At 70.3% G+C, this 26,041-nt stretch carries 23 protein-coding genes; 6 read left to right on the top strand and 17 right to left on the bottom strand.

The window, feature by feature from the left end; genetic code table 11:
- Positions 1-42: 42 nt before the first annotated feature.
- The 14 genes from chvE to ABZV00_RS29960 form a co-directional block, all read right to left on the bottom strand.
- The gene (gene chvE, locus ABZV00_RS30025; RefSeq protein ID WP_355612294.1) at positions 43-1,185 is read right to left on the bottom strand and encodes a multiple monosaccharide ABC transporter substrate-binding protein; all 1,143 of its coding nucleotides are present in this window, start codon (positions 1,183-1,185) and stop codon (positions 43-45) included.
- 213 nt (positions 1,186-1,398) lie between these two features.
- Positions 1,399-2,388 carry a LacI family DNA-binding transcriptional regulator gene (locus tag ABZV00_RS30020; RefSeq protein ID WP_328425391.1) on the bottom strand — a complete coding sequence of 330 codons (990 nt, stop codon included), beginning with the start codon at positions 2,386-2,388 and terminating at the stop codon, positions 1,399-1,401.
- A 363-nt stretch (positions 2,389-2,751) separates the two neighbouring features.
- On the bottom strand, positions 2,752-4,254 hold the full coding sequence (gene araA / locus ABZV00_RS30015; protein ID WP_355612291.1) for an L-arabinose isomerase: 1,503 nt from the start codon (positions 4,252-4,254) through the stop codon (positions 2,752-2,754).
- Positions 4,255-4,280: 26 nt separating this feature from the next.
- Entirely contained in the window at positions 4,281-5,270 is a 990-nt protein-coding gene (gene yjfF / locus ABZV00_RS30010) for a galactofuranose ABC transporter, permease protein YjfF (protein WP_328425387.1), read from the bottom strand.
- Positions 5,267-6,337, bottom strand: coding sequence for an ABC transporter permease (locus ABZV00_RS30005; protein ID WP_355612287.1), 1,071 nt, complete (start codon positions 6,335-6,337; stop codon positions 5,267-5,269). The genes yjfF and ABZV00_RS30005 overlap by 4 nt, the downstream gene beginning before the upstream one ends.
- A complete protein-coding gene (locus ABZV00_RS30000) occupies positions 6,334-7,875 on the bottom strand; it encodes a sugar ABC transporter ATP-binding protein (RefSeq protein ID WP_355612284.1) in 1,542 nt (513 codons plus the stop codon). The genes ABZV00_RS30005 and ABZV00_RS30000 overlap by 4 nt, the downstream gene beginning before the upstream one ends.
- An 87-nt stretch (positions 7,876-7,962) precedes the next feature.
- The gene (locus ABZV00_RS29995; RefSeq protein WP_355612281.1) at positions 7,963-8,961 is read right to left on the bottom strand and encodes an ABC transporter substrate-binding protein; all 999 of its coding nucleotides are present in this window, start codon (positions 8,959-8,961) and stop codon (positions 7,963-7,965) included.
- A gap of 130 nt (positions 8,962-9,091) precedes the next feature.
- Positions 9,092-9,784, bottom strand: coding sequence for an L-ribulose-5-phosphate 4-epimerase (locus ABZV00_RS29990; protein WP_355612278.1), 693 nt, complete (start codon positions 9,782-9,784; stop codon positions 9,092-9,094).
- Complete coding sequence (gene araB / locus ABZV00_RS29985) at positions 9,781-11,463, bottom strand: ribulokinase (RefSeq protein ID WP_355612275.1); 1,683 nt, start codon at positions 11,461-11,463, stop codon at positions 9,781-9,783. Before araB ends, ABZV00_RS29990 begins: the two co-directional genes overlap by 4 nt.
- A 178-nt stretch (positions 11,464-11,641) precedes the next feature.
- Positions 11,642-12,430, bottom strand: a complete 789-nt coding sequence (locus ABZV00_RS29980; RefSeq protein WP_355612272.1) for an ABC transporter permease — start codon at positions 12,428-12,430, stop codon at positions 11,642-11,644.
- Positions 12,427-13,383 (bottom strand): ATP-binding cassette domain-containing protein, encoded by a 957-nt coding sequence (locus ABZV00_RS29975; RefSeq protein WP_355612269.1) that lies wholly within the window; start codon positions 13,381-13,383, stop codon positions 12,427-12,429. Before ABZV00_RS29975 ends, ABZV00_RS29980 begins: the two co-directional genes overlap by 4 nt.
- Positions 13,384-13,424: 41 nt before the next feature.
- A complete protein-coding gene (locus ABZV00_RS29970; RefSeq protein ID WP_355612267.1) occupies positions 13,425-14,267 on the bottom strand; it encodes a DUF4097 family beta strand repeat-containing protein in 843 nt (280 codons plus the stop codon).
- A 74-nt stretch (positions 14,268-14,341) separates the two neighbouring features.
- Positions 14,342-14,866, bottom strand: a complete 525-nt coding sequence (locus ABZV00_RS29965; protein ID WP_328425369.1) for a hypothetical protein — start codon at positions 14,864-14,866, stop codon at positions 14,342-14,344.
- 75 nt (positions 14,867-14,941) lie between these two features.
- Positions 14,942-16,156 carry an FUSC family protein gene (locus ABZV00_RS29960; RefSeq protein WP_355612263.1) on the bottom strand — a complete coding sequence of 405 codons (1,215 nt, stop codon included), beginning with the start codon at positions 16,154-16,156 and terminating at the stop codon, positions 14,942-14,944.
- 18 nt (positions 16,157-16,174) lie between these two features.
- Here ABZV00_RS29960 and ABZV00_RS29955 point away from each other — a divergent pair, with 18 nt between their 5' ends.
- The 3 genes from ABZV00_RS29955 (at position 16,175) to ABZV00_RS29945 (ending at position 20,603) form a co-directional block, all read left to right on the top strand.
- Positions 16,175-17,272, top strand: coding sequence for a sigma-70 family RNA polymerase sigma factor (locus ABZV00_RS29955; protein ID WP_355612363.1), 1,098 nt, complete (start codon positions 16,175-16,177; stop codon positions 17,270-17,272).
- 33 nt (positions 17,273-17,305) lie between these two features.
- Entirely contained in the window at positions 17,306-18,154 is an 849-nt protein-coding gene (locus ABZV00_RS29950) for a nuclear transport factor 2 family protein (RefSeq protein ID WP_355612260.1), read from the top strand.
- Between the two features lie 220 nt (positions 18,155-18,374).
- Positions 18,375-20,603 carry a hypothetical protein gene (locus ABZV00_RS29945; protein WP_355612257.1) on the top strand — a complete coding sequence of 743 codons (2,229 nt, stop codon included), beginning with the start codon at positions 18,375-18,377 and terminating at the stop codon, positions 20,601-20,603.
- Between the two features lie 2 nt (positions 20,604-20,605).
- Here ABZV00_RS29945 and ABZV00_RS29940 read toward each other — a convergent pair whose 3' ends face one another.
- Complete coding sequence (locus ABZV00_RS29940; protein WP_355612254.1) at positions 20,606-21,361, bottom strand: SDR family oxidoreductase; 756 nt, start codon at positions 21,359-21,361, stop codon at positions 20,606-20,608.
- 243 nt (positions 21,362-21,604) lie between these two features.
- Between ABZV00_RS29940 and ABZV00_RS29935 the strand changes: the two genes are divergently transcribed.
- Positions 21,605-22,258 carry a methyltransferase domain-containing protein gene (locus ABZV00_RS29935; protein WP_355612251.1) on the top strand — a complete coding sequence of 218 codons (654 nt, stop codon included), beginning with the start codon at positions 21,605-21,607 and terminating at the stop codon, positions 22,256-22,258.
- 75 nt (positions 22,259-22,333) lie between these two features.
- Here the strand turns inward: ABZV00_RS29935 and ABZV00_RS29930 are convergent, their stop codons facing one another.
- On the bottom strand, positions 22,334-22,864 hold the full coding sequence (locus ABZV00_RS29930) for an AAA family ATPase (protein ID WP_355612248.1): 531 nt from the start codon (positions 22,862-22,864) through the stop codon (positions 22,334-22,336).
- 169 nt (positions 22,865-23,033) lie between these two features.
- On the opposite strand from ABZV00_RS29930, the gene ABZV00_RS29925 reads away from it, so the two are divergent.
- Both ABZV00_RS29925 and prfH read left to right on the top strand, forming a co-directional pair.
- Positions 23,034-24,221, top strand: a complete 1,188-nt coding sequence (locus tag ABZV00_RS29925; protein WP_355612245.1) for an RNA ligase RtcB family protein — start codon at positions 23,034-23,036, stop codon at positions 24,219-24,221.
- Positions 24,218-24,898, top strand: coding sequence for a peptide chain release factor H (prfH, locus tag ABZV00_RS29920; RefSeq protein WP_355612242.1), 681 nt, complete (start codon positions 24,218-24,220; stop codon positions 24,896-24,898). Before ABZV00_RS29925 ends, prfH begins: the two co-directional genes overlap by 4 nt.
- Before the next feature lie 34 nt (positions 24,899-24,932).
- Here prfH and ABZV00_RS29915 read toward each other — a convergent pair whose 3' ends face one another.
- Positions 24,933-25,958 (bottom strand): alpha/beta hydrolase, encoded by a 1,026-nt coding sequence (locus tag ABZV00_RS29915; protein WP_355612239.1) that lies wholly within the window; start codon positions 25,956-25,958, stop codon positions 24,933-24,935.
- Between the last annotated feature and the right edge of the window lie 83 nt (positions 25,959-26,041).

The following is a 26,041-nucleotide window of genomic DNA, read 5'->3' as shown; positions in this document are numbered from 1 at the left end:
GTGGCGCCGGGCTCGGCGGTGGCCGCCGAGCCCGGCGGACGGTCAGTTCTTGGCCTGACCGGCGGCGACCTCTTCGGCCGTCCAGTAGCCCGAGTCGATGAGCGCGGTCTTGATGTCGTCCTTGTAGACGGTCGCGATCGGCAGCAGGTACGACGGCACGACCTTCACGCCGTTGTTGTACGTCTGCGTGTCGTTGGCCTGCGGCTGCTTGTCCTGCAGGAACGCCTCGGAAGCGTTCACGGCCTGCTCGGCCAGCAGACGGGTGTCCTTGAAGACGGTGCAGGTCTGCACGCCGTCGTTGATCAGCTTGATCGAGGCGATCTCGGCGTCCTGGCCGGTCACCGCCGGGAGCTTCTTACCCGCCTTGCCGTAGCCGGCGTTCTGCAGGGCGGTGATGATGCCCCGGGAGATGCCGTCGTACGGCGACAGGACGCCGTCGACCCGCGAGCCGTCGTTGTAGCTGGAGGTGAGCAGGTCCTCCATCCGCTTCTGCGCGGTCTCCTGCTGCCACCGCAGGGTCGCCACCTGCTCGGCGGTTGTCTGGCGCGACTTCACCTTCAGGGTGCCGGCGTCGATGAACGGCTTCAGCGTGTCCATGGCACCGCCGAAGAAGTACTGGGTGTTGTTGTCATCCAGCGACCCGGCGAAGAGTTCGATGTTGAACGGGCCCTTCGCCGTGCCCTTCGAGCCGTCCTTGTTCAGCAGACCGAGACCGACCAGCAGACCGGTGCCCTGGGCGACGCCGACCTTGTAGTTGTCGAAGCTGACGTAGAAGTCGACGTTCTTGCTGCCGCGGATCAACCGGTCATAGGCGATGACCGGGATCTTCGCGTCGGCCGCGGCCTGCAACTGGCCGCTGAGCGCCGTGCCATCGATCGCCGCGATGACCAGGACGTCCGCGCCCTGGGTGATCATCTGGTCGACCTGCTGCGACTGGGTCGGGATGTCGTCGCCCGCGTACTGGAGGTCGACCTTGTAGCCCTTCGCCTCCAGCTTCTCCTTCACCGCTTTGCCGTCGGCGATCCACCGCTCCGAGGTCTGGGTCGGCATCGAGACACCGATGGTCAGGTCGCCGGGCTTCTCTTCGCTGGTGTCACCGCCGCTGCCAGCACCCTCGCCACTGCACGCCGCCAGGCTCAGCGCCAACACCGCGCCGCCGAGAGCAACCAGGAATTTCCTGCGCACGGGTTTCTCCTCTCCGGACTCCCCGCCGACCGCCGGGGCAAGCTGTCACCTTTCGGGTAGTGTTAGCGCTCACACAGCACACGTCAACACCTTCTCGGAAATCCCGGCGCCACAGTCTCGTAACGGAAGCCACCCGGCGAGCGAGGCCGCTCGCGCTCCCTCCACTCCGGACCGGAGCCGCCCGGCGGGGCTGGGCGGCAGGAGCGGGAGCCGTCAGCGGCGGGGCGGCGCGGCGACGCTGTCGCGGGCGACCAGGGTCGGGGCGATGGTCTGCCGCAGCGCCCCTCCGGTGCCCGTCTCGATCTGGGTCAGCAACAGCTGAAGACTCGCCCGAGCCACCGCGTCGAAGTCCGGCCGGACGGTGGTCAGCGGCGGGATGAAGTACGCCGCCTCCGGCACGTCGTCGAAGCCGACCACGCTGATCTCGTCCGGCACACGCCGACCGAACTCGTGCAACGCCCGCAGCACGCCCAGCGCGAGATGGTCGTTGGCGGTGAAGATCGCGGTGACCTCAGGCATCCGCGCCAACATCTGCCCGCACCGGTATCCCGAGGCCGCGGACCAGTCCCCCGGCATCAGCGGTGGGAGCTCCGCCCCTGCTGCCGCCAATGCCTCCCGCCAGCCCTCGATCCGACCGACGCTGTCGAACCAGTCGGACGGCCCCGACACGTGCCAGACCGTGCGGTGCCCGGCATCGAGCAGGTGCTGGGTCGCCGCCCGGGCACCAGCCGCCTGGTCGACCGTCACCAACGGCACCGGCCGGCGCGGATCACCGTCGACGGTGACCAACGGGACGTCCTTGGGCAGACGTTCCAGAGCCTCACCGGCCGACTCGACCGGTGCGATGACGACGATGCCAGCGACCCGGTGCGACAGGTGCCGCTCCACCGCGGCCGAGATGGAACGGTGGTCCAGGTCCCGCACACTGCCCACACTGACCGCGAAACCCTCTTCCGCGGCGGTCTGCTCCAACGCGGCCAGCAACGACGCCGGACCGTACAACGTCGTGTTCTGTGCGACCACGCCGATGACCTGCGACCGGCCGGTCACCAACGCACGCGCCGCACCGTTGGGCCGGTAACCGAGCTCGGCGATCGCCGCCCGCACCCGCAGCCGGGTCTGCTCACGCACGTTGGGGTGCCCGTTGAGCACCCGCGACACCGTCTGGTGGGAGACACCGGCCAGACGAGCGACGTCCGTCATCGCCGGACCGTGCACGGCCATGTCACTCCCCCCGCCCACGACGTCGAAGCTGCGGCCCGCCGACGTCGACCGGGGCGGCCCAGGCCCCGATCCTCCGGCTCACCCACCGAACCGGTGCTGAATCCCTGGTGACCAGCGCTGATTGCCGACAGCCTACGCCAACAGCCCTCGTCGTCCCGGCGCGGCCGAGCCGGGACGGCGGAGCATGCGGGACGCGGGCGGCGACGTTCTCGTGGTACGGCATGGCAGCTCGGACTCCTTCCACCGGGAGGGCATTCCGTCGCCGACGCGGGGTGGCCCGATCCCTACCCGCCCGGCGAAGGCAGGGACGGGCCATCCGTCATGGATGCGCGGGCCGCGAGGTCAGAAGCCGCGGGCCAGCCGGTAGTACGCCTGGTTCCAGCGGATCTCGTTGGCGAAACGGCGGGGCTCGGTGTCGGCGTCGATGACCACGAGTTCGGTCCGGCTCATCTCGGCCAAGTCGTGCAACTCCTCCACGCCCACCGCCTGCGACAGCACCGTGTGGTGCGGCGCGCCCGCGGTGATCCACGCCTCGGCCGACCCGGGCAGGTGCGGTCGTGGACGCCAGACGGCCCGGGCCACCGGCAGCCGCCGCAACGGCTGCGGCGGAGACACCACATCGATCTCGTTGGCCACCAGCCGGAAACGCTCCCCCATGTCGGCCAGCCCGAGCACCACCGCCGGACCGGGAGCGGCGTCGAACACGAGCCGGACCGGGTCCTCCCGTCCGCCGATGTTCAGCGCGTGGATCTCCACGTCGGGCACGCCCGCCGCGATCGTCGGGCAGACCTCGAGCATGTGGGCACCGAGCACCAACTCCTCGCCCGGGGTGAGGTCGTAGGTGTAGTCCTCCATGAACGACGTGCCGCCGTCCAGGCCGACCGACATTGCCTTGAGGGTGTGGACCAGGACGGAGGTCTTCCAGTCACCCTCGCCGCCGAAGCCGTAGCCGTCCGCCATCAGCCGCTGCACGGCGATGCCGGGCAACTGACGCAGGCCGCCGAGATCCTCGAAGTTGGTGGTGAACGCCCGGAACCCGCCCTCGTCGAGGAAGGCGCGCATGCCAATCTCCAGGCGGGCGGCGTACCGCAGCGAGTCGTGCCGCTCACCCCCGGGACGCAGCTCGGGGACGATGCGGTAGCTGTCGTCGTACTCCTTGACCAGGTCGTCCACCTGGGTGTCGGCGACCCCGTCGACCACCTGGACCAGGTCGTTGACGCCGTAGGTGTTGACCGAGACCCCGAAGCGCAGCTCCGCCTCGACCTTGTCGCCCTCGGTCACCGCGACGTCGCGCATGTTGTCGCCGAAGCGGGCCAGACGCAACGAACGCATCGCCGACCAGCCGACTGCCGCCCGGGCCCAGGCCCCGACGCGGCTCGTCACCCGCGGGTCGCTGACATGCCCCGCGACGGTCTTGCGGGCCACACCGAGGCGGGTCTGGATGTACCCGAACTCCCGGTCGCCGTGGGCGGCCTGGTTCAGGTTCATGAAGTCCATGTCGATCTCGTCCCACGGCAGCAGGACGTTGGCCTGGGTGTGCAGATGCAGCAGCGGCGTCTGCAGCGCGTCCAGGCCGGCGATCCACATCTTCGCCGGGGAGAAGGTGTGCATCCACGCAACGACCCCGATCGCGCCCTGTGCGGCGGCATCGCGGCAGACCCGCAGAATGTCACCGCTGTTGGTCAGGACCGGCTTCCAGACCACCCGGGCGGGAATCTGCGGCGAGTCGTCGAGCACGGCCGCGATCAGACGGGACTGCTCGGCCACCTGCCGGAGCGTCTCCTCGCCGTACATGCCCTGGCTGCCGGTGAGGAACCAGATCTCGGGTTCGGTGCGTGGTGCCATGGGGTTGCCTTCCGCGAGAGGGGCGGTCACTTGTAACGGATTCCGATGAGGCGCTGAAGGAGGATGAACGCGAAGAGCAGACCCCCGATCACGATCTTGGTCCACCAGGAGTTGAGGCTCCCGTCGAAGGTGATGAGCGTCTGGATCACGCCCAGGACCAGCACGCCGAGCACCGTGCCGAGGACGTATCCCGAGCCACCGGTGAGCACGGTGCCGCCGATCACGACCGCGGCGATGACGTCCAACTCCATGCCGACGGCGATCAGGGGCGCACCGGAGAGGGTGTAGAACGACAGCAGGATCCCGCCGATGGCGGAGCAGAGACCACTGATCGTGTAGACGGCGATCCGGGTACGCCCCACCGGCAGGCCCATCAGCAGCGCCGACTGCGGGTTACCGCCGATGGCGTACACGTTGCGCCCCAGCCGGGTGTAGGCCAGCGTGTAAGCGGCGACGGCGACCACGGCGAAGGCGATGAGCACGCTGATCGAGACGAAGTTGCCCCGGGGATCGCCGACCCGCTCCTGCGACATCCTGGTCCAGAACCCGTCGGTGATCGGGATGGACGACCCGGAGATGAACGTGCACATGCCCCGGGCGAAGAACATCCCGGCGAGCGTGACGATGAACGGCTGGATGTCGAAGAAGTGGATGGCGCAGCCCATCAGCAGGCCGAGCGTCGGCCCGATCAGCAGCGCGATGACGAGCACGAGCGCCGCCGGTAGGCCCTGCTGGAGCAGCGAGGCCGACACCATGGCCGTCATGGCGACGACGGACCCGACCGACAGGTCGATGCCGCCGGTGAGGATCACGAAGGTCATCCCCACCGCGACGACGAGCAGGAAGCCGTTGTCGATGAAGACGTTGAAGATGACCTGCACGTTGGAGAACGCCTGGTACTGGGACACGCCGATGCCGTACATCACCAGGAGCAGGGCGAGCGTGGCCAGAACGGGTACCTGTCGCCGTGGCAGCCGGATCCGGGGCCGACGGGCGGTGAGTGATCCAGTGGTCATGCCGGCACCTGCTCCTTCGGCTTGTCGGCGACGGCGCCGCGCGGCGGGGCGCCGCTCCTTCGGCGGGTGAAGCGGGCCCGGAAGGCCGGGGCCTGGATGAGGCAGACGGCGATGACGACGACCGCTTTGAACAAGAGCGCGGTCTGCGGCGAGATGTTCATGGCGTACACCGTGGTGGTCAGGGTCTGGATGATCAGCGCGCCCAGGATCGTGCCGCTGAGGAAGAACCGGCCGCCCGCGAGGGACGTGCCGCCGATGACGACCGCGAGAATGGCGTCGAGCTCCACCCAGAGGCCGGCGGCGTTGCCGTCGGCGCTGGAGACGTTGGCCGTCATCATGAAACCGGCGATCGCGGCGCAGCCGGCGCTGAGCACGTACGCGAGAAAGATGACCCGGCCGGAGCGGATGCCGGCCAGCCGGCTGGCCTCGGCGTTACCGCCCACCGACTCGATGATCATGCCGAGCGCGGTGCGGCGTGTGAACGCGCCGACGAGCAGGGCCGCCGCCAGCGCGATGAGGATGGCCAGTGGCAGGGTCAGCACGTGGCCCAGCCCGATCGCCCGGTACGGGCCGGAGTTGATGGTGATGATCTGGCCCTCGGTGATCAGCTGCGCGAGCCCCCGGCCGGCCACCATCAGGATCAGCGTGGCGATGATCGGCTGGATACCGATCACCGCGACCAGCACCCCGTTCCAGGCGCCGAGCACGAGCGCGACCCCGAGCGCCATCGCGAGCGCGGTCAGCACCACGGGAAGGCTGTTCTGGTCGGGCTGTTGGCTGATGTACATGCAGGCGATCGCGCCACTGATCGCGCACAGCGAGCCGACCGACAGGTCGATGCCGCCGGTCGAGATGACCACGGTCATGCCCAGCGCCACGAGGATCAGCGGCGCGCTCAGCCGCAGGATGTCGATCGGCGTGCCGTACAGGTGCCCGTCGGTGACCTCGATGGACAGGAACCCGGGCCGGTAGATCGTGTTCGCGGCCAGCATGACGACCAGCACGGCGGCGGGCCAGAACAGCCGGTGAGCGGTCAGCGCCCGGTAGCGGCCCATGGTGTCGTTCATCGGTCTGCCTCCTCCCGGTGGGATCCGCTGGCGATGGTCTGCATGATGCGGTCGGCGTCGAGGCTGTCGTCGTTGGCGAGCTGCGCGACCAGTTGCCGGTCACGCATCACGGCCACCTTGTGGCTGAGGCGCAGCACCTCCTCCAGCTCGGCGGAGATGAACAGCACGGCCATGCCGCCGTCGGACAACTGCGTCACGAGCTTCTGGATCTCGGTCTTCGCGCCGATGTCGATGCCCCGGGTGGGTTCGTCGAGGATCAGCAGCCGCGGCTCGGTGATCAGCCACCGGGCCAGGAGCACCTTCTGCTGGTTGCCGCCGGAGAGATTGCGCACCGGCACCTCCGGGTCGGACGGCCGGATGCTGAGGGCCTTGATGTACTTCTCCACCAGCTCGTCCTGGCGGCGGCGCGGGACGGGCCGCAGCCAGCCGCGGGCGGCCTGCATGGCGAGGATCAGGTTCTCGCGCACCGACAGGTCGGCGACGATGCCCTCCGCGCGGCGGTTCTCTGAGCAGAAGCCGATGCCGTGGCCGATGGCCTGGGCGGGGGTGCGGAGGCTGCTCGTGGTGCCGTCCACCGTGACCTGTCCGCCGTCGGCCCGGTCGGCGCCGAACAACAGCCGGGCCACCTCGGTACGCCCGGAGCCCAGCAGGCCAGCCAGGCCGACCACTTCCCCGGCGTGGATGGTGAGGCTGAACGGCTCGACCGCTCCGGAGCGGCCGAGGCCCGACACCGCAAGGAGCGGGGTGCCCTCTTCCAGGGCCGTCACGTCCCGCCGGGAGTGCTCCTCGATGCTTTCGAGCACGTCGAGTTCCTTGCCGATCATCTTCTCGACCAGCGTGAGCTGGGGTAGCTCGGCGATCGGGTACTCGCCGACGAGCCCGCCGTTGCGCAGCACGGTGATCCGATCGGCGATCTCGTAGACCTGGTCGAGGAAGTGGGTCACGAAGAGGATCGCGATGCCCTCGTCGCGGAGCTGGCGCATGATGCGGAACAGCTGCGCGACCTCACCGGCGTCGAGGCTGGAGGTCGGCTCGTCCAGGATCAGCACCCGGGCCTGGATGTCGATCGCGCGGGCGATGGCGACCATCTGCTGAATGGCGAGGGAGTACGTCCCGAGCGGTGCGCTGACGTCCAGGTCGAGGTCGAGGCGGGTCAGGAGGGCACGGGCTCGGCGGCGGACCTCGCCCCAGCGCACCGCGCCGAGCCGGCGAGGTTCGCGCCCGATGAAGATGTTCTCCGCCACCGAGAGGTTGGTGCAGAGGTTGACCTCCTGGTAGACGGTGCTCACCCCGGCGGCCGTGGCCTGCATCGGCCCGGTGAAGGACACCGGCTCGCCGTCGAGGGTGATCACGCCCTCGTCGGTGTCGTAGACGCCGGTCAGGACCTTGATGAGGGTCGACTTGCCGGCGCCGTTCTCGCCCATCAGGGCGTGCACCTCGCCGGGGAGGAGCCGGAAGTCGACGTCGTGGAGTGCGCGCACCCCGGGGAAGGACTTGCTGATCCCGGTCATCGTCAGGACCGGACGACTATCCGTCATCCCATCAGACCTCTTCTGGTTGTCGACGTGGACGTGCCCTGGCGACGAGGCGGGGCCGCCACGCGAGCGCGGCGACCCCGGCGTCGATCAGTACTTGCGGTTGGGCAGTGCCTCCTTGGCCTGCTCAGAGGTGAAGGTGGTCTCCTCGGTCTCGATCCGAGCCGGCACCTCCTCGCCCGCGTGGACCTTCTTCGTCAGGTCCATCAACTGCGGGCCGAGCAGTGGGCTGCACTCCGCGATGAAGTTGAACTTGCCGTCGGCGAGGGCCTGCATGCCGTCCTTGACGGCGTCGACCGTGATGATGGTGATGTCCTTGCCGGGCACCTTGCCGGCGGCGGTGATCGCCTCCAGCGCGCCCAGGCCCATGTCGTCGTTGTGCGCGAACAGCACGTCGATCTTCGGGTTGGCCTTGAGGAACTGCTCCATGACCTGCTTGCCGCCGGCCCGGGTGAAGTCGCCCGACTGGGACGCGACGACCTTCAGGTTCGGGTTGGCGGCGATCGCCTCGGCGAAGCCCTGCTTGCGGTCATTGGCCGGCGCCGCGCCGGTGGTGCCCTGCAACTCGACGATGTTCACCGGCCCGGACGCGGTCTTCTTCTGCTCGACCAGCCACTCCCCGGCGAGCCGGCCCTCCTTGACGAAGTCCGAGCCGATGAAGGTCTTGTAGAGGGACTTGTCGGCCGAGTCGACCGAGCGGTCCGTCAGGATCACCGGGATGCCGGCGTCCTTGGCTTCCTTGAGCACGGTGTCCCAGCCCGACTCCACCACCGGCGAGAAGGCGATCACATCGACCTTCTGCTGGATGTAGTTGCGGATCGCCTTGATCTGGTTTTCCTGCTTCTGCTGCGCGTCGTCGAACTTCAGCTCGATGCCGGCCGCGGCGGCGGAGTCCTTGATGGAGGTGGTGTTCGCGGTACGCCAGCCGCTCTCCGCACCGACCTGGGAGAAGCCCAGGGTGATCTTGCCGTCGTCGGCTGCCCCGCCGGTGTCGCTGTTGCCGCAGGCGGCCACGCTGCCGACGAGCAGCACGCTGGCGAGGACCGCCGCGGCGCGCCACGGAGCGGAGGGCGTTCGCATCTTTCGCATCGGATCTCCTTGGCTCGGGGTGGTGGGTGACCGCGCCAACCGCCGACGTGCGGAGAGCGGCGTACGCGGGTGGTGCGTACTGGTACCTCGGTGGTGCCGGCCGGCGGATCCGGGCGTGGCCGGTGGCCGGTCAGGAACCCGCCGGTGAGAGCGGTTGTTGGCCGTAGACGTTCTGGTAGCGGTGGTAGAGCGCGTCGATGTCGGCCTGCGCGATCGGCACCGGCTGCCCGAGTGCGCGAGCCAGGTGCGCGGTGCGGGCGACGTCCTCGCACATGACCGCGGCCTTGACCGCCGCGCGGGCGTCACGACCGACGGTGAAGACGCCGTGGTTGCGCATGAGCACCGCGGGTGAGCGATGCCCGGCGAGCGTGGCGACGATGCCCTTGCCGATGTCGTCACCACCGATCAGGGCGAACGGGCCCACCGGGATCTCCCCGCCGAATTCGTCGGCCTGGGCGGTCAGGTGGCAGGGGATCGCCTCCCCCCGGGCCGCCCAGGCGGTGGCGTAGCTGCTGTGCGTGTGGACGACCCCGCCGACCTCCGGCATCGCCCGGTAGACGTAGGCGTGGGCGGCGGTGTCGCTGGACGGGGCGAGGTCGCCCTCGACGAGGACGCCATCGAGGTCGCAGACCACCATGGTGTCCGCCGAGAGTTCGTCGTAGCCGACGCCGCTGGGCTTGATGACCATGAGGTCCCGACCGGGAACCCGCGCGGAGATGTTGCCGGCCGTCCAGGCCACCAGGCGGTACCGGGTCAGTTCGGCGTGCAGCCGGGCGACCGTCTCGCGCAGTTCGCCGATCTGTCGGCTCACCTCGGCGTTCACGCGACCACCTCCAGCGCTGTCTCGTGCGTGGCCACACCGGTCCCGAGGGCGGCGTTGCGGATCGTCCGCAGGCGGAGCATGACCTCGTTGCCACCGCGACCGAAGTGGTCGTGCAGCGCCCGGTACTCGGCATAGAGGGCGTCGTACGCCCGTGCCCGATCGGGATCCGGCCGGTGGACGGCCTCGTGCACCCGGCCCATCGCCCGCGACGCCTCGTGGATCGAGGGGTACTCGCCAGCGGCGACGGCGGCGTGGATCGCCGACCCGAGCGCCGGCCCCTGCGCGGAGGCGATGATGCTCAGCGGCCGGTTGGTCACGTCGGCGTAGATCTGCATCAGCAGTTCGTTGGAGGTGAGACCGCCGGCGATCACCAGGTCGTCCACCGCCACGCCGGCCTCGACGAACGCCTCGATGATCATCCGCGTGCCGTACGCCGTGGACTCCAACAGCGCCCGGTAGATGTCCTGCGGCCGGGTGGCCAGGGTCATCCCGACGATCATCCCGCTGAGGTCGTGGTTGACCAGCAGCGAGCGGTTTCCGTTCCACCAGTCCAGCGCGACCAGGCCGTGCGCGCCGACCGGCTGGCTGGCGGCCAACTCCGTGAGGCGTTCGTGCGAGTCGAACCCGGTCGGGGCGGCGTGCTCGACGAACCAGCCGAAGATGTCGCCGACTCCGCTCTGCCCGGCCTCGTAACCCCATGCGCCGGGGCTGATGCCACCGTCGACGACGCCGCACATCCCGGCCACCTCGGCGAGGTGTGCGCCGTTGACCACGTGGCAGGTCGACGTGCCCATGATCGCCACGAGCCGACCGGGCTCCACGGCCTGCGCGGAGGCCGCCGTGACGTGCGCGTCGACGTTGCCGGCGGCCACCGCGATCCCCTCCGGCAGGCCGGTCCAGGCCGCGGCACGGGCGGTGAGCGAGCCGGCCCGGGCACCGAGGGGCAGCAGTGGGCCGTCCAACTTGGCCACGAAGTCGGCGAAGTCGGGGTTGAGCGCGGTCAGGAAACCCGCCGACGGGTACCGGCCATCCTGCCGGATCCCCTTGTAACCGGCCGTACAGACGTTCCGGGTCTCGGTGCCGCTGAGCTGCCAGACGATCCAGTCCGCGGCCTCGATGAAACGCTCGGCCCGGTGGTAGACCTCGGGGTCCTCTTCCAGGATCTGCAGGCCTTTGGCGAACTGCCACTCGGCGGAGATCTTGCCGCCGTACCGGCCGATCCACGGCTCGGCACGACCGTGCGCCAGGGCGTTGATCCGGTCAGCGTGCGGCTGGGCGGCGTGGTGCTTCCACAGCTTGACCCAGGAGTGCGGGCGGTCGCGCAGCTCCGGCACCTCGCACAACGGAGTGCCGTCGGCGAACGTCGGCAGCACGGTGCAGGCGGTGAAGTCGATGCCGATGCCGACGATCGCGGCGGGGTCGACCCCGGCGGCGGACACGGCCGCCGGTACGGCGTACCGCAGCACGTCGCGGTAGTCGTCCGGATTCTGCAGGGCCCAGTCCGGCGGCAGTGGCCGGCCTCCGGGAAGCGCCGCGCTGATGACTCCGTCGCGGTACTCGTGCACCGCGGTCCCCAACTCGGCGCCGTCACCGACACGGACCACCAGGGCTCGCCCGGACAGGGTGCCGAAGTCGACGCCGACGACGTAGCTTTCGCCGGCTCCGTCCACACGGGTCATGTCCACCTCCACCGTTGACGGACCCAGTGTTAACGCTCACATCCAAAGCCGTCAAGACATCTGCCCGCAACAGCTTCGCAACGTCCGCGGGTGCCCATGGTGCTCCCGGCAGACCCGAGCATGAACCGACGGCCCGGCTGGTCAGCCGGGCCGTCGGTCTTCGGTGGATTGGCCGGGATCAGCCCGCGGCCCTGCGCTTGTACAGCGCCTTGGCCCAGAAGAAGCAGAGCACGGAGATGGTGGCGCACCAGCCGACCGCGAGGATCGCGTTGTTGCCGATCCCGGTGCCGAGCAGCAGGCCGCGAATGGTCTCCATGACCGGCGTGAAGGGCTGGTAGTCCGCGAACCACCGTACCGCGGTGGGCATGGAGTCGGTGGGGACGAACCCGCTGCCGAGGAACGGCAGCAGCACCAGCGGCATCGGCAGGTTGCTCGCCGTCTCGACACTCTCGCTGACCAGGCCGAGCGCCACCGACAGCCAGGTGAGCGCAAAGGTGATCATGGCCAGGACGCCGATCGCGGCGAGCCACTCGATCGGGTTGGCGGTCGGTCGGAACCCGACCAGCAGCGCCACGCCGGTGACGGCCGCGAGACTGATCAGTGTCTGGAACAGGCTGCCCAGCACGTGGCCGGTGAGGACCGACGGTCGGAAGATCGCCATGGTGCGGAACCGGGCGATGATGCCCTCGGTCATGTCCATGGCAATCGAGATGGCGGTGCCCTGCGCCCCGCTGACCACCGTGATGATCAGGATGCCAGGGGTGACGTAGTTGGCGTACTGGGCACGGTCGCCGGAGGGCCCGAGGCCGGCGCCGAGCGTGCCACCGAAGACGTAGACGAAGAGCAGCAGGATGATGACCGGGATGCCGACGAGCATGAGGGTCATCGACGGATAGCGCCGCATATGCAGAAGGTTGCGCCGCAGCATCGTGCTCGAGTCACGGACGGCAAGAGAGAGAGTGGTCATCGCGCCATGGCCCTTTCGTTGTCGGGTTGGCCGGTGAGGGCAAGGAAGACGTCATCGAGATCGGGGGTGTGCAGGGCGAGGCCGGCCACGCTGACCGAGGCGCGGTCGAGTTGGTCGAGCAGGGACCGCAGCGACCCGACCCCGCCGTCGCTCGGGACCTGCAGGGTGAGCGCCGTGTCGTCGCGGGTGGCCGTCGCGAGCGTGCGGGCGGCCGCGTCGAGCCCCGCCAGGTCGGCGAACTCCAGCACGACGTGTCCACCGGGGATGAGCCGTTTGAGCTCGTGCGGGGTGCCCTCGGCGATCAGGCGGCCGTGGTCGAGGAACGCGACCCGGTCGGCGAGTTGGTCGGCCTCCTCCAGGTACTGCGTGGTCAGGAAGATGGTGACGCCATCCGCCACGAGGTCACGGATGATCTGCCACATGGCGCGGCGGCTGCGCGGGTCGAGGCCGGTCGTCGGCTCGTCGAGGAAGATGAGGCGGGGCTCCCCCACCAGGGTCATCGCGAGATCGAGCCGCCGGCGCATGCCGCCGGAGTAGGTCGACACCGGCTTGCTCGCCGCCTCCACCAGGTCGAACTGGTCGAGCAGTTCGGCGGTGCGCCGCCGGCCGGCCGCCCGGTCCAGGTGGCACAGGTCGGCCATCAGGTTCAGGTTCTCCTGACCGGTGAGCAGGTTGTCGACGGCGGAGAACTGGCCGGTGACGCCGATCAGCTCGCGTACGGCGTCGGGCTCTCGGGTGAGGTCGTGGCCGGCGATGCGGGCTTCGCCGCTGTCGGCATTGATCAGAGTGGACAGGATCTGCACGGCGGTGGTCTTGCCGGCGCCGTTGGGGCCGAGCAACGCGAAGATCGTTCCTTCGGCGATCTCCAGGTCGATGCCCTTGAGCACGACCTTGTCGCCGTAGGACTTGCGCAGGCCGGTCGCGATGATCGCGGGCCGGGAGGGTCGGGCCATGGTCTCCTCGATTCGTGGACGGTCTCGCCGTGCGCGGTCCATCAGGCGCGGCGGATCATGATGTCGCCGTAGGCGGTGCTCGCCCGGACCTCGACCGTTTCGTCGGTCTGCCCCGGGCTGTCTGTCGTGTCGAGCGCGTTGTGCACCCGGCCATGGCGGGAGCTGACGTCGAGCCAGGCGGCGGTCCCGCGGCGGACGCCGACCTCGATGGCCCCGTAGGAGGTCTGCACCTCGATCGACCCCCGCACGACCCCACCGAGGCGGACGTTGCCGTAGGCCGTGCGCGCCTCCACCGAGGCCATCGGCTCGTCGACGGCGATGTCGCCGTAGGCGGTGTTGAGCCGGACGTTGCCGTTGCTCTGGCCGATCCAGCAGTCGCCGGAAGAGTTCTTGATCTCGGCGGTGCCGTCGACCACGCCGATGCGTACCTTGCCGGAGGACGCCTTCACCTGGGCAGATCCGGCGACGTGCTCGACGGTGACCTCGCCGTGGCTGCTGTCGATGTCCACCGGCCCGGTCCGGTCGAGCCGGATCGCGCCACCGGTCTTGACGTTGCACTCGCCGAGCCGCCCCTCGCAGCGGAAAGCCGCCCAGGATGCCTTGGCGTCCACCCGCGATCCACTCGGCACCTCGATCAGGAGGTCGACCGAGGGTCCGGCTCCGGGGCCGAAGCGACGCCAGCTCTTCGGCGCTTTGATCATCAGTTGGCCGGCGGCGAACTCGACCGTGGTCTGCTCGGAGGCGCTCACGTCGGCCTTGCTCGACGGGTCACGGGGCCGCACCCGCACGACGGTGTCGGTGCGGTCGGTCGCGGCGATCCAGGCGTCGCCGACGGGCAGCTCGATCTGGACGGAGATGGGCTCTGGCGTATCGAAAACAGGCATGGTGGTCTCCCGGAATGTGGGCAGCGGGCATCGCTACAGGTGAGCGGCGGGAAGAAAGAAGCAGGGGTACGCGGTCAGCGCGCCCAGCCGGTGAAGTGCTGGCCGGAGCGCGGCTCCGTCCGGCGGGTCGGACGACGATCTGGATCGCCCGCCCCGATGGCGCCGGCGACAGCACGCACCAGCCAGGCGTTGACCGACAGCCCGGCGCGGCCGGCGGCCTCTTCGACGCTGGCCTTCAGGTGGTCGGGGAGGCGGAGGTTGATCCTCGACGTGCCGCCGTCGTCACCCTCGGGTGTGAGCACCGGCGCTGGCTGCGCGGGCGCGCGGGTCTGCTCGCCAGCGCCGTCGACCGGCGGGCTGGCCGGCGTCACCACGAAGTCGGGCTCGCGACCGCGCAGCCGTACGTGCACCGAACCCGGGGCGAGCTCGCGGGTGATCTCGTCGGCCGCGTCGGACAGCGCCTCGAGCAGCGTGAGGCGGGTCGCCGCCTCCAACTGGGTGAAGAGCCGCTCGGCCAGCGCGCGACCGTCCTGGTCGACGCCCTCCGCGGCCACAGCGAACTCGTTTCGCAGGTTCTCGACGTACGGCCTCAGTTCCATGGCACCATCATGGCACCACTTTGGCTCAGCCGCAACACCCCTTGGCTCACGATGGTGCCACCAGGTAGGAACCGGTCAGTCCCCGCGGCCCCCGATGGGCGACGTCAACTCGCCGAAGGCGCGCCTGACCAGGAGGTTCGCGTCCTCCTGGTCCAGCCCGGTAGCCACCAGCAAGTCACTGACGGTCGTTCGGACCTGCGCGACCACGACGGCACCGGAGAAGCCGACCCCCTCCCGGTAGGCGTCACCGGCCGCACAGACCGCTCGCAGCGCCTGATCCCGCGCTTGCCGCGGTTCGTCGCCGACGGCGAACTGCCGTTTCAGGAGCCGGACCGCCTCGGCCAGGCAGGCGACCGCCCTCGGCATCGGCTCCGGGACCGGCTCGCCGTCCTCGATGAGACTCACCGCCCTGCGGATCAACGTCCCGCTGTTGCGCATCGCCCGGTCGATCGGTTCCGCCGCATGCGCGAACCGGCCCACCGGCCCGTGCCGCTCGTGCCAGTGCACCGGCGAGAGGGTGCTGGCCTCCCGGGCGCCCTGGGTCGCCTCGACGAGTGCCTTCAACTCGTCCTTGTTCTGCCGCAGCTCGGCCAGGGCCGTACGCGCCGCAGCGGCATCGCGTTCGGTCAGCGCGCCGGCGGTGGCGTCGAGCTGGGTGCTGAGGAGATCCAGCGCCGGCCGCGCGGCCCGGTTGAGCACCCGCAGGGGGTTCAGCGGCAGCAGCACCGCGGTCACCAGCAGCGCCACCCCTCCCCCCACGAGCGCGTCCACGAACCGGGGGATCTCCAGGTCACGCACGGATGGGCTGAGCGTGGTGATGAGCACCGCGGTCGCCCCGGCCTGGACCACCACCGCCGCACTGCCGACGAGGAACAACGCGACGAGGATCGCCAGGACGACGACCACGGCGAGCTGCCACCACCCGGTGCCGATCACGACGAGCAGCAGGTCACCGATCAGCACCCCGACGGTCACCCCGATGATCAGCTCGACGGTGCGGCGCAGGCGTTGGCCGACCGACGCGGCGAGGGTCGACACCGCGGAGATCGGCGCGAACAACGGCTGCGAGATGTGCAGCAGGTCGTGCGCCACCAGCCAGGACAGCGTCGCGGCCAGGCCGGCCTGCACGGCGAGCCCGCCCATGGCGCGTACCCGACGCAACCGGTCCCGCACGGTGGCCGCCGAACGGCCGCGAAAACGGGCGACGATCGCCGCCAGGCCGGTCTGGGCGGTGTCGTCGGTGCGGGTCGAGGCTCCCCTGTCCGCTTCGTGCCGACCCGCATCGACCATGGCGGCACCTACCCCGCCATGGCCGGATCAATCCTGGCAGCCGTCGCCGCAGCCAGCGGTCAGCTCGCGGGCGACCGGACGTCGGCCGTGGTGAATGTAGGCTCTACCACCGTGACGTTCGTCCTGCTGGTCGAGGCATACCGCGACGAGCTGACGGCCCACTGCTACCGGATGCTCGGCTCCTTCCACGACGCCGAGGACGCGGTGCAGGAGGCCTTCACGCGGGCCTGGCAGAGCGGGGACCGGTACGAGGATCGCGGCACGCTGCGAGCCTGGCTCTACAAGATCGCCACCAACCGGTGCCTCACCATGATCGAACGCCGGGGTCGGCGCCGGGAGTTGCCCACCGACCTCACGCCGGGGGCGGCGGCAGTGGCCGAAACCGCCTGGCTCGGGCCGTACCCGGACCGGCGGTCGGCCCCCGCCGGGGAACGGGACCCGGCGCAGCGGATGGTGGAGCGCGAGCATCTGGAGCTCGCGTTCGTCGCATCGCTGCAGCACCTGCCCGGCCGGCAGCGGGCCGTACTGCTGTTGCGGGACGTGCTCGGCTACCCCGCCGCCGAGGTCGCCGATCTGCTCGACACCTCCGCCGCGGCGGTCAACAGTGCCCTGCAACGGGCCCGCCGGGTGGTCGACGCGCTGCGCCCGACCGCGACCAGCCAGCAGACGGAGTTGAGCGGCCTCGGCGACGAGAAGGTACGCGAGGTGGCCCGGCGGTACGTGGCCGCGTGGGAGCGGGGCGACGTCGACGCCATCCTGGCGATGCTCACCGACGACGCCCGGTACTCGATGCCGCCGCTGCCCCGGTGGTACGAGGGCCACGAGGGCATCCGAGGGTTCCTGCTGGACGGCCCGCTGGCGGTGCGGTGGCGGTTCGTCCCGACGTACGCGAACGGGCAGCTCGCCTTCGGGACCTACCTCTGGGATCCGGAGACGTCTGTCTTCACCGCGGCGGCACTGGACGTCGTCGCGCTGCGCGGCACCATGATCGCCGAGGTGGTGTCGTTCCTAACCCCGGAGACCGTCCGGATGTGCGGCCTCGGCATGGAACTCGGGCAGGACGAGGAAAGTTGGTCAGTACGCGGCGATGAGTTCGTCGCTCCGCGCGGGTTGTAGAGGTGAGAGCTACCCGACCCACGAGGGGACATCATGGCCGACGACGAGACACAGATCCGCGAACTGATCGAACGCTGGACACAGGCGGTCCGGGTCGGTGACCTGCCCGGCGTCCTCGCCGACCACGCCGAGGACATCGTCATGTACGACGTCCCCCCGCCATACCAGGGCGTCGAGGGCATTGAGGCGTACGAGCGGAGCTGGCCCGACTTCTTCCGGTGGCAGGAATCGGGCGCCACGTTCGAGCTGGCCAGCCTCGACATCACCGCGGGCGACACCGTCGCCTACGCCCACGCGCTGCTGCGCTGCGGCACCCCCGCCGACCTGGCGAAGAGGCCGGAGTTCCTGCTGCGCCTGACCCTCGGCCTGCGCAAGGAGGGCGGATCGTGGGTCGTCGCACACGAGCACCACTCGTTCCCCGACGACAACGGCGCCGGCGAGCGCGAAGAATCCGAACGCGAGGTGCGGGCGCTGCACCGGCGCTGGTTCGAGGCCACTGCGGCGAAGGACCTCGACGGCCTCATGGAGCCCATCGCCCCGGCCGTCGTGTCGTACGAACACGAGCAGCCGCTGGAGTACGTCGGCCGGGACCAGGTCCGCGAGGTCTGCGCCAGCGGCCTCGACGCCAGCGGCGGCACCGTCACCTGGGAGGTTCCCGATCTGGCGGTCGTCGTCCGCGACGACCTGGCCGTGTCATGGGGCCTGAACCGGATGACCGCGCAACAGGAGGACGGCACCACCAGCGAGAGCTGGTCGCGGGGCACGCGGGTGTTCCACCGGACCGACCACGGCTGGGAGATGGTCCACCAGCACGTGTCGTTCCCGCTCGACCTGGAGACCGGGCTGGCGAGGACGGACCTGATGCCCACCCGGGCGCACTAGCCCTCGCCACCGGGGTCGGCTCCGGGAAGCCGGGTGGCCCGGGTCGAGAGCGTGGGCGGCCACCCGGCGGGCGGCGCGTCCGCTGTTGCCACGATTGGGCTGGTCCAGGTGGGGTAGACCCCGGTCTGCCACGCGGGTGGCGGGGCCCGCCTCGGCGGCTGATCGCGTGGCAGGGGCTGCCGAGACACCTCGGGGGGCGATGTCGGATGGATCAGCGCCGTTGAGCGGGCCACGCAGCTCCGGCGACGTCGTGGAGTTGCGGGTGCACGGGGTCTCCAGCGCGAGCGCCGATCAGGTGTTGGGCCTGCAGCAGGTGGCGCAGGTCGCGGGCGACCGCAGTGGGGGCTTCTACCGACCCAGCCCGTGCCGTTCGGACACCGGCGCGTACGGGGTGAAGCTGGAGGCGTACCGCTGGGGTGACCTGCCCTCCGGGACGGTGGCCCGCACCCTGGCGCTGGTTTTCCTGCTGCCGTTCATGCTGGCCAATGTGGCGATCTGGATGCGCCCGGCGAACCCTGGCTCCGAGACGATGGTCAAGTCACTGTGCCGGGTGTTGGCGCTCACGCTCACCGTGCTGTACGTGCTCGCCGTCGCCGGCGTCGCCCTGGACCTGCTCGCCTGGAAGTGCATGTCCTTGCCCCGCTGCCTGGCCGGGCGCAGCTGGTTGTCCTGGTTGGGAGGACGCCCCGTCGGACTGCGGCTGGCGGTGCTCGCGCTGGTCCCGGCCGCCGCCATCGGTCTGCTCTGGCGACTCACCAACCGCCCGGGAAGAACGTTCGAGGCGTTTCGCGCACCCGAGAAGGAGGTCTCCGGGCTCCCGCTCGGCGCGGTCGGTCAGTGGGACGCCGAGCCGCTGGTGGGTCGGCTGCGCTCCATCCACGTCGCGGCGGCGTTCGCGACGCTGGACGTCACTCTGCTCGCCGCCCGAGCCACAACCAGCCACTCGGCCGGCACGATCGCGCTGGCCGTGGCCACCGGGGCCGTACTGGCCGTCTGCGTGGTCCTGCTCTGCACGCCCCCGCTGATCGACCGGGCCGCCACGGACCGGCGGCTCGACGGGATCACCCGCACCCTGCGGACGATCGCCATCATCCTGACCGTCGTGGTCGTGGCCCACGTGCTGGCCAGCCCGGCGCCCTGGCCTCAGGGGGGCGGCCTGCCCGGCTACGAGGGGACCCTGACCGGGCTGTTCGTCGCCCAGACGACGCTGCTGGTGGCCCTGGGCGTCGTGCTGCTCTGGCGCCGGGACCGGCGGCGGGACGTCACTCCGCTGTTCGGGCTGGGAACGCTGGTGATCGTGGCCGCCGCGATCAGTCTGGCGGTGGCGTACTCCGCCGAGCTGATCTACCGGGTGGCGGACTTCCTGGATCGCGATACGCCGACCGGCGAGGGCCTGACCAGCGTGCCGGCCCGGGCGTACACCTGGGTGATCTACGGCTTCCTCCGGGCGGTACTGATCACACTGATTGTCGCGGGCCTGCTCGTTCTGATCTCCCGCCGCGGGCGGTACCGCGCTGCGGCGAAGATCGTCGAGCGCGACTTCCCCGACGCGCCCGCCGAGGCCGCGCCCCGCCTGCGACAGGTGCAGCAAACGATCGCCCGGGCCTTGTTCACCGAGAAACTGGTGCCGTTGGCCGTGGTCTACAGCTGCCTCGCTGGACTCGGCACGGCCACCACCACCATCGGCCTGCTGGAGCTGTTCCCGAGCGACGTCATCGAGCGCAACATCGGCGTGCCGGCCGACGTGGTCACCTTCGGCATCGCGTTCGGCAGCTGGGTGATCGCGGCGATCATCCTCGGCCTGATCATCGGCGGGATCTTCGGCTATCGGACCCTCCCGTTCCGGCGGCACGTCGGCGTCCTCTGGGACCTGGGCACCTTCTGGCCGCGGGCCGCCCACCCGTTCGCACCGGCCTGCTACGCCGAACGAGCCGTGCCGGAGCTGGCCCGACGAATCACGTACCTGGTCTCCCGCGGCAACGCGGTGCTGCTCACCGGGCACAGCCATGGTTCGGTCCTGGTCGCCGCGACGGTGCTCCAGTTGCCACCGCAGGTCGGCAACCGGGTCGCCCTGATCACCGAAGGGGCACCGCTGCGCCGACTCTACGGGCGGCTCTTCCCCGCCTTCATCAACGATGCGGTGCTGCACGAGGTCGGCAGCCGGGTCGGCTGGCGGTGGGTGAACCTGTGGCGCGACACCGATGCCATCGGCGGCTGGATCTTCTCCGGCCACCGGCCAGGTGAGCCGGCGGCCGTCGACGGTCCGGCGGCGACGGTGGACCGCCGCCTGCGAGATCCCCGCGACGTGGTGACTCCACCCAGCGACAGCGTCCCACCACCCATTCAGGGGCACTGGCCGTGCGAATCCGAGGAACGGTTCACCCAGGCGGTGCGGGACCTGCTGGAGCGCCTCGGCAGGCCGGCGGATCCGACCGCCGGCCCGCCGTAGCGTTACCGCCCGCGGGCCGCCTGGGTGCGCCAGTCGTCAAGGCTCCGGTCAGCGACGCGGGCGCCGTCGGCGGGAACGAGTGAGCGTTCGCCCAGGGTGGCGCCGAAGTACCGGGCGGCGGGGTCGGTCACCACAGAACGGGGGTCCTTACTGCCCGCGAGAACGGACCGGCCCAGCTCGTCGAGGCGGAACTGCTCCGGCCCGGCGACCTCGACCACGGCGTTCGTCGGCGTCCCGACCGCGACGTCGGCCACCGTGGCCGCGACATCGTCGGCCGCGATCGGCTGGATGAGCACCGGCGCGAGGTGAACCGTGTCGCCATCCGTGCCGGCGTCGATGATGCCCTGGACGAACTCGAAGAACTGCGTGGCGTGCACCAGCGAATAGGGCAGCCCGGACTCGGCGATGAGCTTCTCCTGGGCGACCTTCGCCCGCATGTACCCGCTGTCCGGAAGGCCGTCCGAGCCCACGACGGAGAGCGCCACGTAGTGCCCCACTCCGGCCTCCGTCGCGGCCGCGAGGAGATTCCGGGTGGACGTCTGGAAGAAGTCCAGCACGGCGGCGTCCTCGAACGAGGGCGAGTTCGACACGTCCACGACGACATCGGCGCCGTCGAGTACCTCGCCCACTCCTTCGCCGGTCAGCGTGTTCACGCCGGTCTTGGGCGACGCCGCCACCGCCTCGTGCCCCTGCGCACCGAGGCGGTCCACGAGCTTGGAGCCGATGAGGCCGCTGCCGCCGATGACGACTATCTTCATGATCTGAACACTTCCTACCTGCCCGCGGTGGGGCCGAGTCGTTGCCAACCAAGTACGACGTAACCAGGGCGCCGATCCGTGACACGTCCACCGATGTCGGTGCACGAGGTGGCTACGGTGGGCGGTGTCACGGATGAAATCAGGCTACGTACCTGCGGGTACGCGGCGGGGAGACATCACGACTCATGATTGTGTGCGTCGTACACGATGGGTGACGGCATCCCATCGCCTCTGGAGGTCGGCATGGCAGCGGTGTCCCACCCGGTGTTCGCCCGGTTCTACGAGCGGCTCAGCGTGGCCATGGACCGGGCCGGCACCGCCGAGCACCGACGGAATCTGGTCGCCGGCCTCTCCGGTCGGGTGATCGAGATAGGCGCGGGCAACGGCCGCATGTTCCCCCACTACCCACCCGGGGTGACCGAGGTCGTCGCGGTCGAGCCGGAACGGCGTCTGCGTGCAGCCGCCGTCCGAGCGGCCACGACAGCGCCGGTACCGGTCCGGGTCGTCGACGCTCTGGCCGAGGCACTACCGGCCGGCGAGGGCGAGTTCGACGCTGCCGTGGTCGCGTTGGTGTTGTGCACCGTGCCCGATCAGGCGGGCGCGCTCGCCGAGATCGGCAGGGTCCTGCGCCCCGGCGGTCAGTTGCGCTTCTTCGAGCACGTCGCCGCCGAGAAGCCCGGCGGTCTGCGCCGGGTCCAACGGGTGCTCGACGCGACGCTGTGGCCGAAGTTGTTCGCCGGCTGCCACACCGGCCGCGACACCACCGCCGCCATCACGGCAGCCGGTTTCGTCATCGAGGAGTTGCACCGGTTCCGGTTCCCAACAGCCAGCAACAGCCCGTCCTCGCCGTGCGTCGTCGGGCGCGCGATCAAACCGGCGCCCAACAGCGGGCAGTGACGACGGCAGCCAGTCGACCGCCGGCGGCGATCCGGCCGTCACCGGCTGGTCGGTTCAGCCGGTGAGCGCGGTCGTTCAACGACGGGGGAGGTCGATCAGCCAGTCATCCAGGTCGGCCGGGGACTGCATCAACAGCACCGGTGGCGCGGACGGATCGGTCTGCCACGCCCGCATCCGCCGCCGGGCCCGGCCGAACCCGCCGATGTGCCAGACCAGGATCGAGTCCCGGGACAGCACACTGCCCAGTGATTCGCGGTTGCCGTTGCAGATCTCCTCGCCCGTCACCAACCGGCGCATGGTGCGACGCAGCAACCGCCAGAAGGAGCACCACCGCGGATAGTCCAGGCCGACCACCAGGTCGGCCCGAGCCAGGGGTACGTCGCGCCACCCGTGGTACGCCCCATCGAGGATCCAGCGGTCCCGTTGGCAGATCTTCTCGATCCGACTCCGCTGCTGCGCGACCGGCACCTCAACCCACCCCGGCTTCCAGAGCAGATCGTCCACCGGGTACCACGGCAACCCGAGGTGCTCGGCCAGCCGCTCCGCGAGGGTGGACTTGCCAGCGCCATGCACCCCGTAGATCAGGATGCGACGCGGTGCGCTCATCGCGGCAGCGTACGCGGCGATCGAAACTCGCTTGCCGGGCGCGGTGGGTTCCACCAGAGTGGCGTCCATGACGTACTGACGGACAACCCCTCTGCTCCGAGCCCCCGGTGACGCCGCCCCGGGGCCGTGACGCCGTCCGCCCCTACGTCTCAGCCAGAAGTGAGCATCCTTGTCCCAGCACCACTCCCGTCGGGAGTCTCTGTCTCCGTCCACCCCTGCAACCGTCACCGTATTCGCCTCCCCCGCCAGTTGGATCGAGTCTGACGCGCTCGCGCAGTGCCAGCAGGTGGCCGCCCTCGACGGCATGATCCATGTTGCCGCCATGCCGGACCTGCACCCAGGCAAGGGCGCGCCCATCGGCGCGGCCATGGCGTCGAGCGTGTTGTACCCGTTCCTGGTGGGCTCCGACATCGGTTGCGGCATCGCCGTGTTCCCCATCCACCTCAAGCGCGCCGTACCCGAACGGCTCGCCGCCCGGTTCCCCGACCTGGACCGCCCGCTGGACCCTGCGCAGGACGCCGACGACCCGGCCTGGGCCGTCGTGTCGGGTGACATTCCCGCCGACCACCTGGAGGGCCTCGGGACGGTGGGCCGGGGCAACCACTTCGTCGAGCTCGCACGCGTCGAGACCGTCTTCGACCCGGGCCACGCGAGCCGCCTCGGGCTCGACGCCGGTGGCCTCGTCCTCATCGTCCACAGTGGCTCGCGCGGCCTGGGCGAGCGGATCCTGCGGGCGCACACCGGTGCCCACGGTGCCGGCCCCGCCCCCGATCCGGCCGCCTACCTGGCGATGCATGACGACGCCGTGCGATGGGGGTCGCTCAACCGGCGGTTGATGGCCGCCCGGGTCGCGCACGCCCTGGGCGCCGAACCGACCGAGCCGATCGTCGACCAGTGCCACAACCTGGTCGAGGTCCGTGACGGGGTCTACCTGCACCGCAAGGGGGCTGCCCCCGGCGACGGCCGCGACGTGCTCATCGCCGGTACGCGCGGTACCGCCTCGTACCTCGTGGCCGCCCACGCCGGCTCGGACGCCAACCACTCGGTGGCGCATGGCGCGGGCCGCAAGATGTCCCGCGCCGACGCCCTGCGCCGGGGCCGGGCCAAGCACACGGTCGAGGAGCTGCGCCGCACGCCGGTGGGCTCGATCGTGGTGTGCGGCGACCGCCAACTGCTCTTCGAGGAGGCACCCACGGCGTACAAGCGCATCGAGCAGGTGATCGCCGACCTCGTCGACCACCACCTGGCCACGCCGGTGGCCACCACCACTCCGCTGGTCACCTACAAGACACCCGACCTCGGGTCCCCGCACCGATCCGACCGCCGGGACCAGCGCCGCGGGCGAGGCCGGCGATGAGCGTCCAGCTGCTGCTGTCGGCCGGGCGTGGCCCGCAGGAGTGCGCCTGGGCGCTGGCCCAACTGCTGAGCCGCCTGGAGGACGACGCCACCGGACAGCGCCTGACGACCCAGCGAGTCCAGGCCGTGTCGGGCGACCGGCCCGGCACCTACCGGTCGGTCCTGATCCAGGTCTCGGGCGCCGGCGCCGAGGCGTTCGCCGCCTCCTGGACCGGAACCCTGTGCTGGCAGGCTCCCAGCCCGTACCGGGCGAGCACCGGGCGCAAGAACTGGTACGTCATTGCTCAACCGCCCCAGCTCGACACCGCGCCGACGAGGTTCACGGAGGCAGATGTCGACATCGTGGCCTGCCGTACCGGGGGCCCCGGTGGTCAGCACCGCAACAAGGCCAGCACGGCGGTACGGGCGACCCACCGTCCCTCGGGCATCGTCGTGGTGGTGGACGACGAGCGGCAGTTCAGCCTGAACCGCCGGATCGCCCTGAACCTGCTGCGACAGCGCATCGAGCACGGCGACGAGGCGGCCCGACGCGCCGTCACCACATCCCGCTGGCGCATCCACGACGAGCTCGTACGCGGCAACCCCACCCGCGTCGAACGCCCCGAACCGTCGGGACGCGATCTGGCCTCTCAGCAGCGCGGGCACAAGCGACGGCGACCGGCCGGCGGGGCAGCCTGAGGGAGGCTGTTGGCGCGGCCCGCTCGGGGGCGGCTCAGACCTGCAGCACCGCGTCGGCGAAGGCCCCGGGCGCCTCCTGCGGCAGGTTGTGCCCCACCCCGCCGCTGATGGTCCGGTGTTCGTACCGGCCAGAGAACTGCGTGCCGTAGACGCTGGGCTCCAGGTGTGGCGCACTGTTGGCATCCCCTTCCAGGGAGATGCTGGGCACCGTGATCTTCGGCTTGTCGGCCAGCCGTTTCTCGAACTCCTCGTACTGCGGCTCACCCGCGGCGAGGGCCAGCCGCCACCGGTAGTTGTGGATCACGATTTCGACGTGATCGGGGTTGTCGAACGCCGCCGCGCTGCGGTCGAATGTCGCGTCGTCGAACATCCATCTCGGCGAGGCGGTGTGCCAGATCAGCTTGGCGAAGTCGCGCCGGTTCTTGTCGTACCCTTTCCGGCCGCGTTCGGTGGCGAAGTAGAACTGGTACCACCAGGCAATTTCCGCCTTCGGCGGGAGCGGGTTCCGGCCCGATTCCTGGCCGTCGATCAGATAGCCGCTCACCGAGACCAGGCCGCGGCACCGCTCGGGCCACAGCGCGGCCACGATGTCGGCGGTGCGGGCACCCCAGTCGAAGCCGGCCAGCTTCGCCGCGTCAATCTTGAGGGCGTCCATGAGGGCGACGAGGTCGAGTGCGATGGCCGCCGGTTGGCCGTTCCGGACGGATTCGTCGGACCGGAACCGCGTCGAGCCGAATCCACGCAGGTACGGCACGATGACCCGGCAACCGGCGTCCGTCAGCAGAGGCACGACGTCAACGAAGCTGTGAATGTCGTACGGCCAGCCGTGGAGAAGGATCATGGCGGCACCATCCGACGGGCCAGCGTCGACGTAGCCGATATTCAGGACACCGGCATCGACCTGCTTCACCTCATCGAACATTGCCATCGCACCGGCCCCTCTTGTCGGCTGCTCCCCGTGCCTGAACGCGGTTCGGGCCTGCCCGACAAGCTTGAATCGTAGGGCGTTGGGCCGGCCACGACGGCGGGTTGCACAAGGACCGGGGCGACCGATTGCCACCTGGGCTCGGCGTCGTCGTCCACCGCGAGCGGCGCGGTCTCCTCCTCGTCCAGGGACTGCTCGGCGTGGGGGATGCTGGTCTC

The sequence above is a fragment of the Micromonospora sp. NPDC005173 genome (assembly GCF_040608515.1).
In the GTDB taxonomy this organism is placed as follows: Bacteria; Actinomycetota; Actinomycetes; order Mycobacteriales; family Micromonosporaceae; genus Micromonospora.
Note: the sequence above shows the minus strand (reverse complement) of the source record. Positions and strands in the feature narration are given on the sequence as shown.

Bases quoted from the DNA above. Each gene is read 5' to 3' on its own strand.
- ABZV00_RS30020 (WP_328425391.1), bottom strand. From the start codon at position 2,388: ATGACGGACGTCGCTCGTCTGGCCGGTGTCTCCCACCAGACGGTGTCG.
- araA (WP_355612291.1), bottom strand. From the start codon at position 4,254: ATGGCACCACGCACCGAACCCGAGATCTGGTTCCTCACCGGCAGCCAG.
- yjfF (WP_328425387.1), bottom strand. From the start codon at position 5,270: ATGACCACTGGATCACTCACCGCCCGTCGGCCCCGGATCCGGCTGCCA.
- ABZV00_RS30005 (WP_355612287.1), bottom strand. From the start codon at position 6,337: ATGAACGACACCATGGGCCGCTACCGGGCGCTGACCGCTCACCGGCTG.
- ABZV00_RS30000 (WP_355612284.1), bottom strand. From the start codon at position 7,875: ATGACGGATAGTCGTCCGGTCCTGACGATGACCGGGATCAGCAAGTCC.
- ABZV00_RS29995 (WP_355612281.1), bottom strand. From the start codon at position 8,961: ATGCGAAAGATGCGAACGCCCTCCGCTCCGTGGCGCGCCGCGGCGGTC.
- araB (WP_355612275.1), bottom strand. From the start codon at position 11,463: ATGACCCGTGTGGACGGAGCCGGCGAAAGCTACGTCGTCGGCGTCGAC.
- ABZV00_RS29980 (WP_355612272.1), bottom strand. From the start codon at position 12,430: ATGACCACTCTCTCTCTTGCCGTCCGTGACTCGAGCACGATGCTGCGG.
- ABZV00_RS29975 (WP_355612269.1), bottom strand. From the start codon at position 13,383: ATGGCCCGACCCTCCCGGCCCGCGATCATCGCGACCGGCCTGCGCAAG.
- ABZV00_RS29970 (WP_355612267.1), bottom strand. From the start codon at position 14,267: ATGCCTGTTTTCGATACGCCAGAGCCCATCTCCGTCCAGATCGAGCTG.
- ABZV00_RS29965 (WP_328425369.1), bottom strand. From the start codon at position 14,866: ATGGAACTGAGGCCGTACGTCGAGAACCTGCGAAACGAGTTCGCTGTG.
- ABZV00_RS29960 (WP_355612263.1), bottom strand. From the start codon at position 16,156: ATGGTCGATGCGGGTCGGCACGAAGCGGACAGGGGAGCCTCGACCCGC.
- ABZV00_RS29955 (WP_355612363.1), top strand. From the start codon at position 16,175: ATGGCCGGATCAATCCTGGCAGCCGTCGCCGCAGCCAGCGGTCAGCTC.
- ABZV00_RS29950 (WP_355612260.1), top strand. From the start codon at position 17,306: ATGGCCGACGACGAGACACAGATCCGCGAACTGATCGAACGCTGGACA.
- ABZV00_RS29940 (WP_355612254.1), bottom strand. From the start codon at position 21,361: ATGAAGATAGTCGTCATCGGCGGCAGCGGCCTCATCGGCTCCAAGCTC.
- ABZV00_RS29935 (WP_355612251.1), top strand. From the start codon at position 21,605: ATGGCAGCGGTGTCCCACCCGGTGTTCGCCCGGTTCTACGAGCGGCTC.
- ABZV00_RS29930 (WP_355612248.1), bottom strand. From the start codon at position 22,864: ATGAGCGCACCGCGTCGCATCCTGATCTACGGGGTGCATGGCGCTGGC.
- prfH (WP_355612242.1), top strand. From the start codon at position 24,218: ATGAGCGTCCAGCTGCTGCTGTCGGCCGGGCGTGGCCCGCAGGAGTGC.